Raw genomic sequence first — 10,658 nt, 5'->3', positions numbered from 1 at the left:
TTGCTATCAAAACGATTACTCTTATAGGACTTCCAATGAACCGTGTAATTCTCCGTCGTCCCTTTCTCATGAGGACCTAGTTTCGCTTTCAGCTTGTTCTCATACTCTGCCTTTTGTTCTTGCAGCACCTTCATTTCCCTATCTACTTGGTCCCTCGCTTCAATAAGTAGCTCTTCTTGCTTTCCTAAGCTGATAGAGCTATCTTCAATAGATTCTGGATACATTTTCTTCAGTAGCTGCGTAGATGCCTCTGAACCATCAAACATAGGCGGTTCATCCTTCTCAACATGATTGAGCCAAAAGTCACGTTCCATGTTGATAAGATACTGGATAATATCCTCATCACGCTCAATCTTCTTATATACAAACTTATTACCACCAATTAATACTGCAATCCACCATGCTTCATAGCCTGTAACCGCCATATAATGCTGACACTGGAGAAGGTAAGCAACAGGTATTTCTTCGCCCTCCCACTCCTTTTTTAAATATTCAGATGCTGATTTACATTCAAGGCCCAATCGTTCTCCCACAATGAGCCTGTCCACGTTTGCAAGCATCCAAGGATACTCAGGGTGTTGTAAGATGGCATTTCGACGCTGTATCTTTAAACCTGTACGTTTAGCAAACTCCTGGGCAACTACCTCTTCTAATACATTCCCAAAATACGCAGCTTCACTTTGTATATCCTCTTGTTCAATAGCTTGTGTTTTTTCAAGAAACACCTGTACTTGTGACTTCCATTTACTTAACCCAGTAATGGCTGCCACATCACTTCCACCTAATCCTTGCTTACGCGCTTCTAGCCACGCCTTACGATTCATATGTAGTGTATTTGCCAATACTTTCGCCTGCATGTTTCTTTCACTCACTCTCCATGTTATACTAACTTCAAATTTGTTTTTTCTAAGGAACTCATTGCCGTGAGTTCTTTTTTATTCCCCTGCCACAAAACGTGTGCCATGGCGTTCTAAAAACTTCTCATTGCATTCCTCACAAATGAGATTCCCCTCAAATTCGTAATATGTCATGCCGAAATACAACTCACCATCACAGTCGCTACAATAGTGTTCGAAGTCTTGTCTCGGGGAATCGTGCGGATTGCCTAAAACGTTTTGATTTTCTAGCATTCAGCTAACCTCCTCAGAAAGCGTAATATAATGCACCCTCTCCACAACATCGGCATTCACGCCTATATTTCTCAAGCGGTGAACAATCCCTTTAATATGTGTGCGTTCCTCATCATGCTTTTCTTTCGCACGATAGAGTGCTGCCAATTCCCTTCGGGCTAATCGGGCTTCTTTAATCCAGATACAAAATAGATATGGGTCATTCTTTTGTAGCGCTTTAACTTGCTTTTGTTCGCAATGCTGTAAGAATTCATCGAGTATTTGTTTCTTTTCTAGGTCTTTTTTTAGAACTGATTTGGTCACGTTGATCTCTCCTCTTCTTTACATGCAATAGCGCTCACTGCTTGGGCACATTTCCCTTTCTCCCAAAAGTTTATGCATAATTACATGTTATTTATCTATATAGGTTCACAAAAATTATGCTATAATACATTCGTGTAGAATACTCACATTCCATGTTGACGGCTCTAGCATTCCGCTAGAGTCCTTTTTCTTTTTCACGCACTCTATGCACTCGGAATGACTCGTGTTGAGTTCGTATGATGATGAATCAAATGTAGTTGCCCATCTGCCCTCTTATAGATCAACCAATTATCAGAATTTAAATTATATGCATTAATATGTATCTTCTCTCTCTAGGTCGGTCGTTTGCCGTTCTTCATGCTTGTCCTCCTTTACACGAGCTCATTTCATGCTATAATGACTTCAACATGTGTTTTTATTAGACCGTCAGCCCCAACTGGCAGTTTCTCTTATTTCTTCTTTTGCCCAAGAAAAATGTTCTTAAGTTTAACGGTTTATACTCAGGGTTAATTTTTAAAAACGCTTCATTTTTCTTTGTATTTACTGTGGATCTACCCATCCCAAGTTTCACTGCAATTTCTCTTTCGGTGTATCCCTCGCCCACATGCAGAATGATTAATTTCTCTTTTTCTTCCAGTACACTCGTTACTTCTTCAAATTCAACTGATAACAACGCTTTTTCTTCCACATCGATAGGAGACACTATATAACATTCATGTACTGCTTCCTCATCTCGATGCCAATCAATCGAATGGATATTGATTTGATTCCTTTCCTCATGACTCACTTTTCCACTTACCTTAAAAGGCATTCCTTTCATATGCAGCTCATCACTCATTGCCCATTTCATGCCTTTCATGACGTATGCATGGAATGTATCTATTCTCTCTGCATCACATTTCACACAACACGCCCATAAATGCATACGACCTACTTGAATTAAATCGTCCAACTCCATATTGTTCCTTTCTGCAATTTGTCTGGCTCTTGCGATACTTCCAAATCTTTGTTTGATTGCTGCGATTACTAAATACTCCTTTTCTTCGAACAACTTTTCAGGTGTCATTTTCTTTTACCATCCTTTCGCTTATTCCTCAAACAGCTCGTCCACAGTGGTTTTAAAATACCTTGCTAGTTTCTGAGCTTCTTTTAGGGTGAAACCACTTTTCTCTTGCTCTTTAGAGTAATAAGCCCTTTTCGATTTATTTATCAATTTCGCTGCCGCCACTTGTGTCATACGTTGCTCTTTTCTGGCTATGTATAGTTTTTTGTGCATGGGTATCGCTCCTTTAAATTAATAAGTTCGCAATTTGCAAACTCATTTTCAAAAAAATAGATGTTGCAGTTAACATTTTGTCAATTCATTAAAAAAGCTTTATTTTTTAATCAAATCATTAATTGGTATATCAAAAAATTCCGACATTACAAATAGCACTTTTTTACCCGGTTGTCCTTTCCCGCTTAGGTATAACGATATTGTAGATGGTGCTAGATTAATTGCACATGCGAACTCAATCTGTCTCATTTGTTTATCTTTTAATAAATTTAATAATTTTTCATTATCTAACTTCATTTCACTATCACCTCTTTTTCTATTACAAATAAAATATTAACACAAAGTTTTATTTTTGCAAACTTTTTTATAGAGTTCTTATAATCATTTTAAATAGTTTGTAATTGACAAACTTTTATTTTAAACTGAAGATAACGCATAATTAATCAAATTTAAATAAAGGTGGATTTTAAAATGATTGGAGATAGAGTTAAAAAGATGAGAATTGCAAAAGGTTGGAAACAAGATGAACTCGGAGAAAGAGTTGGTTTAAAGAAATCCACAATTTCACTTATTGAAAATAATCGTAGAGGTAGAGGCGAACGATCTGTTTCCAAATTTGCCGAAGTTTTTGGTTGTACATCAGATTATTTATTAGGATTCTCTGACGATCCTCGTCTAGATACTCACCAACATACAAAACTCAAAAAAGAGTTCGATGACTTGTATACAAAGTTGAAAGAAAAAACACCCAAGGAGCAAGAAATGTATCTTAGAATGATGCGTGCTGCTTTAGGTGATGGGGAAACCCCAAAATAATTGTTATTAGTTACTGACAATCACTTGAGGATTCGAAATAAATGTCTTGTTTAATTTGGTCAATATATTGTTTTATACTATCATCATTTGTTAATTCCCTTTTAATTAAAATTTCCCATAAGATTTCAACAGTGATATCTTCACACATTTCCAAGACTCCTCCTTTAATTTTAGTTCGTATTTTATCTTTGTCCCATAATTTCTTTTTAAAAAAATAACGTTCCGTTCCTTAACGCACTGAAAGACACTACTGTGTAGTGTCTTTCAGAAAAATTTCTTATTTACTTACCTATTAACCCCCGCCTGGGATCCACCGCCCTATATTTTTTTAACTCCTTAGCGGACATAATTAGTTGACTATTTTGCTCCCGTTCATGGGTATATTCAATTGATTCTGCTGAAACAGTTTCACCTAAAGGAATCATAATACCTAAAAACAGTATAATACTCACTGTAAATTTACTCAACCGCTTTCACCTCGTCTTTCATTAATAAACGTTTTACGTACCCCGAATAGAAAATATTACCAGACAATTCAAAGAGTTCAAGAGCTTTTTTCAATCCTATTATATCATTCGTGACTTTTGAATACGAGTATAACTGAAATGACGTAAACCCATTTTTTCGTAGTTCTGCATATACTCTCATGCCTAACTCCCAATCACCGTATAAACATTCATAGTAAGCTTTCTCGCTTTTATGAATTGATTCTAAATCAATATCCTCAAGCCTGTAATTATTTTCAATATGCAAATGAGCAAGAGTGCTAGTAAATGCAATGTATTTCTGAGCCTTTTGCGGAACATTTAGTTTTTCACATATAGAAATTGCTTTTTTAATAAATTTAGATGCTTTTTCCAAAGATTCAAAGGTAAATGATTCTCCGTAGCAACACCAAGCTGTCGCTTTAATCATCATCATATCCAACTTACTTGATAAAATTTCTTTGCAAATTTTCCTACAATTAACCAAATCATTTCTCATCAAGTAGATATAGGCTAGTCTTTCTTTAAACTTCATCTCCAAACACTCTTTAATATATGTTCTATCAATTTTACCTTTTCTCTTCTTTGGTTCATGGGATGAATAATCTTGTACACCATCCGTATTTTTTATTTTATCCTCACCTTCTTTTCCTATTTTATCAAGTTCCACTCTGACTATATCTGCAAACGGTACAATTGCGTGGTAATTCTGCTTGTCATACATGCTCTCCATTTTCAAGATATTTGATAGCACCTGACATTCAGGGTAAGCGGAGATATTATGTTTGTACAACTCATCTAATAATTTCTGCCCTCTCATCTCATTTTTGTTTCTTTTATTTTGAATTTTATAAAGAATTATGTACTTTTTAACCTCAATATTCTCCTCATGCTTAGAAATCAATTTTTCTAGCAATCCGTATTCGCCCATTACGTGACAAAAACACATTACTTTTTCTAAATTAAGGTTTCCTGAGGCATTTAAAATATAATTCTCTATGCATTGAAATTGTTCTTTTTCATCATCACATAAATGCTTAACAAGTTTTAATAATACTTCAAATTTGATTTCAAAATTGCCTTTTACTGCTCTTTCAATTGTGGATTTACTAACACCGATAGCATCACCAATAGTTCTAAAACTCTCCCCTTTCATCTCTTTTCGTTTTAGAATTATTTCCTGAAGCTTTTCCAATACACATTTTCCCTCCTTTCAAAAACAAAAAATCCACCATCCTATTTTCTCAACCTCTAAACTGCACTACGAATGATGAATGTCTGTTAAACTAAGGAGGAACTCGTATGATGCAAGTGTTTGTCCTAAGGTAGCTAGGATGAACGGTGTGAGGGGCTTTGTTGGGGCACCTCTTACACACGCTCTGCGAGTTTTTATGTTTTTATTTATTTTGTTTTTTGAGATTATTCCGTCTATTAACTCTATAGAAGCCCATATACTGTATACAGAGCCAATTTTAGCACGGGCTCATATTCTATTCCACCCTAAAATTTATTTCTCAATATAGCTTTAAAGAAAAATCTTGAAATTATTCAACTACAGGTTCACATATTTTACAATTCGTAATGAATATTGGTTCATTATTTATTATATTCTGCTAAAACCTATGTAGAAACCAGCCATTTTTCAATAATTATACCCAACCAATTAAAAAACGCATTACAATATTATAAAAAAACAAATGACGAATTTTCTCAATATACGCCCCATAATCATTATGGTAATATGATTTTATCCTTACTTGTATTATCCTGATTGGTTTCCCTACCAATCTTCCCTACTATTATGAGTGGGTAGTTTTTAAGTTATATGTTATTAAAATTAAAGTGGTTCAAGTCAAAGAAAAGACTCTCAATTTATTTTGGGAGCCTTTTCTTTTGGTAACAAACAAGTTATAATCTACTCAATAAATCGAATTATCAATCTTTATATATACAGGAGGAGTTCCTATGGTGGTCTACAAAGATAAAGAACGCGGAACATATTTCTTCGTTGTCAGAGTCCGTCAGTTTGATGGTACTCAAAAGCAAGTAAAGCGTCGTGGGTTTAAAACGAAAAAGGAAGCACGTGAAGCCGAAGCGAAAATATTAGTTGACAAAGAAACAAATTCCAGTTTAACATTTGCTCAAGTTGCAGATAGCTATTTTGATTGGTATTGTCAGAGAAGAAAACAGTCTTCGATTAGCACCATTAAGACGATCCTTGAAAATCACTTACTAGAAAGATTCGAAAAATCAAAAATTAACAATATAACTGCTCAACATATCATGATTTACCAAAACGAAATTATAAACCAATATTCTGCCGTTTATTTAAAAAAGATTCACACCGTACTATCCTCAATTTTTAATTTTGCAATAAAGTTTTATGGTCTCGCAAGTAACCCTGCGAGAATTGCTGGCAACTTTGAAAAAGAATCAAATAAACGAATGAATTTTTGGGAATTTGATGAGTTTAAACAATTTATCGAAGTTGTAGATGACCCAATTTATAAAGCATTTTTCTCAACTCTGTATTATAGTGGCGCCCGAAAGGGGGAACTTTTAGCTTTAACATGGGCTGATATTAATTTCAAAGAAAACTCAATAGACATTAACAAAACCGAATATAACAGACAAATTACTCCGCCCAAAACTAAGTCCTCTAATCGTGTTATTCTGTTACCTACATATGCCATCGATTTATTGAAAGAACTAAAAAATCATGCTACAGTAAAAATACCTTTAAAGAAAGATTATGTTGTATTTGGAGAACTTTATAAAAGCATCACTACAGCAACTCTTCATAAAGACTATGAAAAATACATTTCTATATCAGGTGTTAAACGCATATTAATCCATGAATTCAGACACTCTCATGCATCTTATCTAATTAACAAAGGTGTTAGCCCTCTTGTTGTAGCACAACGCCTTGGCCATTCAAATGTATCAACAACATTAAATACATATAGTCACTTATACCCGTCAAAGCAAGCAGAAGTTATTGCCTTTATGGAAGCTGATTTGTTATAATTGTTACCAAACCGTTCCCTCATCAAAAGTATTCCTTGATATTAAAGGATTCTAATTGATCTACACAATCAATTTTCACAACAACTTCTCGTAATTTTTTCTTTAACTTTATATCAGTTTGTAAATGCTCTTCTGAGAAAACTTTATATATCATTAATCCTTCTTGAGAAGGTACCTTCGTTAAGTTTAACTCACGAATGTCGCGAGAAACCGTAGCTTGTGTTACTAATACATCTTTTTTTGCTAACAATTCTACTAATCTTTCTTGCTTATCTATTTCATACTCCTTTACAAATTGTTTAATTAACCGTTGTCTTTTTTCTTTTTTCATAAAAGACACCCCTTTTAATATTATAGCTCGCTATAATTTTCATCCGAAAGGGAGAGAAAAGAATGTTGCGGAAACGTTCATAGTTTAACTGTAAATATTAAATCAAACTAAATAAAAAAGAGAAGAACAGCATTCTGTTCTTCCTTTTACATTGAAAATCGTTCAATTGTTTGTTTCAAATCAGTTGCTTGCTTCTCTAAATCCTTTAATAATTGATCGATTACTATCATATTTTTAGACTGTTGTAGCGTTACACGCGCCACTTCTTGCGAACCAGCTGACGTTTCTTCAGCAATTGCTGCTACAGCTTTTGTTTGTGCTCCTGTTTGATGAATGTGGCTCACTTGTTCATTCATATAACTACTAATTTGCTGAGTTGCATCGGCTACTTCCATAACACTTGATGACATTTCTTTTAAAATTAATTCCGTAGCTTCCCCACGTTTCGCCTCTTCTTTAGCTATTTTCACTTGTTCTGTCATTTTCATTGCAACTTGTTGTACTTCATCTTGCATATTCCGTAATAACTGAGATATGTTTCTTGCAGAATGATCACTTTCATCAGCAAGTTTACGTACTTCTTCCGCAACAACCGCAAAACCTCTTCCATGCTCTCCTGCGCGAGCTGCCTCAATAGAAGCATTTAGTGCTAATAAATTCGTTTGGCTAGCAATCGCGCTCACAACAGACACAATATGTTCTACTTGTTTCATTCGTTCTTCTAACTTCTGTACATTTTGCATGGAATCTTCATTTTCTTTTGCCAATGTTTGAATACCTTGAATTAAAGACGTAAAGACACGAGTACTATGCCCTAAAGCTTGAACCATTTCTGAAGACAACGTATCAGACTGCTTCGCTTTTTCTTCTACTTCACTTGCAATAGACGTCGTTGTATCAACAGCAGAAACAATTGCTTGAATTGATGCTGCTGATTGCTCAGCGCCTGAAGAAATCTCTGCAAGAGTCTCAGATACACCTTGCGCTTGTCTCGTTGCTTCGCCTGTTTGTTTTCTAATCTGCTGTACTTGATTGTTTGTATAAGAAAATGTTGTATCAATATTTTTTACCATGCCCCTTAAGTTTCCTAACATCATATTAAATGCAACACTTAAAGATTTAATTTCATCATCTGTCTTCGGTAATGGAACATCTTCACGAATATCACCCTCAGCTGCTTTTCTTGCCGCCTCCTCTAACTTTCGAAGCGGTTTAATTAAAAATACGGCTGCTCCATATGCTAAAATTCCAGACCATACTACCCCTAATAACATAACGATAATATTATATACAGTTTGACTTACATAACTTTGAAAATAATCGTATATCACATAAATAAAAAATATACTTGTTGAATATGTAATGAGAGCTAAAACTGTAGTGAATAGCATAAGTTGTGTACGTAATCCAAAAGAAAATGTTTTCCTTTCTTTTTCCATCTTCCCTTTCCCCCTTTTTATAAGCAATATAAATACTACCTATATATTATTATCCATATTTTCATTATAGAAGGATATAGGGATTTTAAAAATTATTATTTCTTTGAATATCAAATTGCACGAAAAAAATAAAGGATTCTGACAATTTGTGACTAATAACAGAAATAAGGGGCAACATTTGTAAAATATATTTTTAACTGGGGGTTTTGTATGATTCAAGTTCGAAATCTAGTAAAATCATTCGGTTCACTTGATGTGTTAAAAGGAATTGATTTAGAAGTAAAAGAAAAAGAAGTTGTTGTTTTAATTGGTGCCAGTGGTTCTGGTAAAAGTACATTACTTCGCTGTCTTAACTTTTTAGAAATGTACGATGAAGGCGAAATTCACTTACAAGGTGAGCGAATTGATCCAAAGCATTCAAATTTAAATAAAGTCCGTGAAAATGTCGGTATGGTTTTTCAGCACTTTAACCTCTTTCCTCATATGACCTCACTAGAAAACATCATAGAAGCACCTATTCACGTAAAAAAATTAGAGAAAGCAAATGCAAAGGATATTGGAAATCAACTTCTCCAAAAAGTCGGCCTTCAAGATAAAGCGGATGTAACTCCTCATCTTCTTTCAGGTGGTCAAAAACAGCGCATTGCCATTGCACGAGCTCTTGCAATGAGCCCTAAGATTATGCTATTTGATGAACCTACCTCAGCTTTAGACCCTGAACTTGTTGGAGAAGTATTGCAAGTTATGAAAGAACTTGCTGAAGAAGGGATGACAATGGTTATTGTTACTCATGAAATGAATTTCGCAAGAGACGTAGCTGATCGCGTCATCTTTATGGATGATGGAAAGATTGTAGAAGATGCTACGCCAGCACAATTCTTTTCAGCTCCATCACATGAACGAGCAAAACAATTTTTACGCAACGTTTTATAATGTAACTTCTGTTTCAAACGAAAAGGAATACATTCATACGGTGCACAACTAATCATCCAAATAAAATATTTCAATAACATACTAAAAAACCATCCGTATGATCAATATATAGGAGGGGTTTTATGAAAAGAAAACTATTAACCATTGTTGCGAGCATTACACTATGTACATCCTTCATACTAGGAGCTTGTAGCAAAGAAAGCTCTACTACTTCATCAAATGGTGAAAAAGAATTTCGCTATGCGATGAGTGGATTATACAAACCTTTTAACTATAAAGAAAATGACGGGAAACTTGTCGGCTTTGATGTAGAAATCGGTGAAGCTCTTGCTAAAAAGATGAACATGAAGGCTACGCCAGTTACAAACCCATGGGAAACGCTAATTCAAGGTCTTCAAGCGAAGAAATATGATGTAATACTGGGTAGTATGGCAATTACAGAGGAGCGCTTAAAAGCTGTTAGTTTCTCAAATCCGTACTATCGTTCTGGCGCCCAAATTTTTGTAGCTAAAAAGAATACCGCTATCTCTTCTCCAGAAGATTTAAAAGGTAAGAAAATTGGTGTTGTAAAAGCTAGTACCTTTAAAAATCTTGTTGCAAAATATACAGATCAAATCACAGAATATGACAGCGATATTACTGCTCTTATGGACTTAGAGCCTGGGCGTGTCGACGCAGTAATTACGGATCAAATGGTTGGTCTACGTATGATAAAAGAAGGAAAATCAAATATAAAAGAAGCCGGAAAACCATTAAATCTTGATGAAATGGGAATTGCTATTCGCAAAGATGATAAAGAAATGGTTGAGAAAGTAAATAAAGCGTTAGATGAAATCATTAAAGATGGTACGTATGAAAAAATCAGTAAAAAATGGTTCGGGCGTAATATTCTTGGTGAAGAGGAAAAAACGAAGTAAG

The 10,658-nt window shown here is 34.7% G+C and carries 13 protein-coding genes and 3 pseudogenes; 4 read left to right on the top strand and 12 right to left on the bottom strand.

Features of this window, described 5'->3' with window-relative positions; translation table 11 throughout:
* The 7 genes from ATL10_RS21275 to ATL10_RS21250 form a co-directional block, all read right to left on the bottom strand.
* A partial coding sequence (locus ATL10_RS21275; RefSeq protein WP_110497480.1) for a YqaJ viral recombinase family nuclease occupies positions 1 to 857 on the bottom strand: 857 nt, incomplete at its 3' end.
* A gap of 78 nt (positions 858 to 935) precedes the next feature.
* Positions 936 to 1,130, bottom strand: a complete 195-nt coding sequence (locus ATL10_RS21270; RefSeq protein ID WP_110497478.1) for a hypothetical protein — start codon at positions 1,128 to 1,130, stop codon at positions 936 to 938.
* Positions 1,131 to 1,433 (bottom strand): hypothetical protein, encoded by a 303-nt coding sequence (locus ATL10_RS21265; RefSeq protein ID WP_110497477.1) that lies wholly within the window; start codon positions 1,431 to 1,433, stop codon positions 1,131 to 1,133. It lies immediately after the preceding gene.
* A 203-nt stretch (positions 1,434 to 1,636) separates the two neighbouring features.
* The gene (locus ATL10_RS32385) at positions 1,637 to 1,756 is read right to left on the bottom strand and encodes a DUF6906 family protein (protein WP_481747229.1); all 120 of its coding nucleotides are present in this window, start codon (positions 1,754 to 1,756) and stop codon (positions 1,637 to 1,639) included.
* A gap of 95 nt (positions 1,757 to 1,851) precedes the next feature.
* Positions 1,852 to 2,499, bottom strand: coding sequence for a sigma-70 family RNA polymerase sigma factor (locus ATL10_RS21260; protein ID WP_110497475.1), 648 nt, complete (start codon positions 2,497 to 2,499; stop codon positions 1,852 to 1,854).
* 21 nt (positions 2,500 to 2,520) lie between these two features.
* Positions 2,521 to 2,709, bottom strand: coding sequence for a helix-turn-helix transcriptional regulator (locus tag ATL10_RS21255; protein ID WP_110497473.1), 189 nt, complete (start codon positions 2,707 to 2,709; stop codon positions 2,521 to 2,523).
* A gap of 99 nt (positions 2,710 to 2,808) precedes the next feature.
* The gene (locus ATL10_RS21250; protein ID WP_110497471.1) at positions 2,809 to 3,006 is read right to left on the bottom strand and encodes a helix-turn-helix domain-containing protein; all 198 of its coding nucleotides are present in this window, start codon (positions 3,004 to 3,006) and stop codon (positions 2,809 to 2,811) included.
* A 174-nt stretch (positions 3,007 to 3,180) separates the two neighbouring features.
* On the opposite strand from ATL10_RS21250, the gene ATL10_RS21245 reads away from it, so the two are divergent.
* Complete coding sequence (locus ATL10_RS21245; protein ID WP_110497469.1) at positions 3,181 to 3,525, top strand: helix-turn-helix domain-containing protein; 345 nt, start codon at positions 3,181 to 3,183, stop codon at positions 3,523 to 3,525.
* A 10-nt stretch (positions 3,526 to 3,535) separates the two neighbouring features.
* On the opposite strand, the gene ATL10_RS31360 is transcribed toward ATL10_RS21245, so the two are convergent.
* Positions 3,536 to 3,673, bottom strand: coding sequence for a hypothetical protein (locus ATL10_RS31360; RefSeq protein WP_181419340.1), 138 nt, complete (start codon positions 3,671 to 3,673; stop codon positions 3,536 to 3,538).
* Positions 3,674 to 3,984: 311 nt separating this feature from the next.
* On the bottom strand, positions 3,985 to 5,205 hold the full coding sequence (locus ATL10_RS21235; RefSeq protein WP_110497465.1) for an AimR family lysis-lysogeny pheromone receptor: 1,221 nt from the start codon (positions 5,203 to 5,205) through the stop codon (positions 3,985 to 3,987).
* 770 nt (positions 5,206 to 5,975) lie between these two features.
* Here ATL10_RS21235 and ATL10_RS21230 point away from each other — a divergent pair.
* On the top strand, positions 5,976 to 7,037 hold the full coding sequence (locus tag ATL10_RS21230; protein ID WP_110497463.1) for a tyrosine-type recombinase/integrase: 1,062 nt from the start codon (positions 5,976 to 5,978) through the stop codon (positions 7,035 to 7,037).
* 52 nt (positions 7,038 to 7,089) lie between these two features.
* Here the strand turns inward: ATL10_RS21230 and ATL10_RS21225 are convergent.
* The 3 pseudogenes from ATL10_RS21225 to ATL10_RS32375 form a co-directional block, all read right to left on the bottom strand.
* Positions 7,090 to 7,368: pseudogene (locus ATL10_RS21225) on the bottom strand (arginine repressor); the annotation flags it as partial.
* A gap of 146 nt (positions 7,369 to 7,514) precedes the next feature.
* Positions 7,515 to 8,087 (bottom strand): annotated as a pseudogene (locus tag ATL10_RS32380) (methyl-accepting chemotaxis protein); the annotation flags it as partial.
* 369 nt (positions 8,088 to 8,456) lie between these two features.
* Positions 8,457 to 8,642: pseudogene (locus tag ATL10_RS32375) on the bottom strand (HAMP domain-containing protein); the annotation flags it as partial.
* A 375-nt stretch (positions 8,643 to 9,017) separates the two neighbouring features.
* Here ATL10_RS32375 and ATL10_RS21215 point away from each other — a divergent pair.
* Both ATL10_RS21215 and ATL10_RS21210 read left to right on the top strand, forming a co-directional pair.
* Positions 9,018 to 9,740 (top strand): amino acid ABC transporter ATP-binding protein, encoded by a 723-nt coding sequence (locus tag ATL10_RS21215; protein ID WP_053565361.1) that lies wholly within the window; start codon positions 9,018 to 9,020, stop codon positions 9,738 to 9,740.
* A 122-nt stretch (positions 9,741 to 9,862) separates the two neighbouring features.
* Complete coding sequence (locus tag ATL10_RS21210; RefSeq protein ID WP_000823754.1) at positions 9,863 to 10,657, top strand: ABC transporter substrate-binding protein; 795 nt, start codon at positions 9,863 to 9,865, stop codon at positions 10,655 to 10,657.
* Position 10,658: the final 1 nt, after the last annotated feature.

It is taken from the genome of Bacillus sp. 196mf, assembly GCF_003217275.1.
Lineage (GTDB): Bacteria > Bacillota > Bacilli > Bacillales > Bacillaceae_G > Bacillus_A > Bacillus_A thuringiensis_S.
The sequence above is the reverse complement of the archived record's forward strand: the minus strand, read 5'-3'. Positions and strand labels throughout refer to the sequence as shown.

What these genes read in the sequence shown, in the direction of transcription:
- ATL10_RS21210 (WP_000823754.1), top strand. Translation starts at nt 9,863, where the DNA reads ATGAAAAGAAAACTATTAACCATTGTTGCGAGCATTACACTATGTACA.
- ATL10_RS21245 (WP_110497469.1), top strand. Translation starts at nt 3,181, where the DNA reads ATGATTGGAGATAGAGTTAAAAAGATGAGAATTGCAAAAGGTTGGAAA.
- ATL10_RS21270 (WP_110497478.1), bottom strand. Translation starts at nt 1,130, where the DNA reads ATGCTAGAAAATCAAAACGTTTTAGGCAATCCGCACGATTCCCCGAGA.
- ATL10_RS21215 (WP_053565361.1), top strand. Translation starts at nt 9,018, where the DNA reads ATGATTCAAGTTCGAAATCTAGTAAAATCATTCGGTTCACTTGATGTG.
- ATL10_RS21250 (WP_110497471.1), bottom strand. Translation starts at nt 3,006, where the DNA reads ATGAAGTTAGATAATGAAAAATTATTAAATTTATTAAAAGATAAACAA.
- ATL10_RS31360 (WP_181419340.1), bottom strand. Translation starts at nt 3,673, where the DNA reads ATGTGTGAAGATATCACTGTTGAAATCTTATGGGAAATTTTAATTAAA.
- ATL10_RS21260 (WP_110497475.1), bottom strand. Translation starts at nt 2,499, where the DNA reads ATGACACCTGAAAAGTTGTTCGAAGAAAAGGAGTATTTAGTAATCGCA.
- ATL10_RS21230 (WP_110497463.1), top strand. Translation starts at nt 5,976, where the DNA reads ATGGTGGTCTACAAAGATAAAGAACGCGGAACATATTTCTTCGTTGTC.
- ATL10_RS21255 (WP_110497473.1), bottom strand. Translation starts at nt 2,709, where the DNA reads ATGCACAAAAAACTATACATAGCCAGAAAAGAGCAACGTATGACACAA.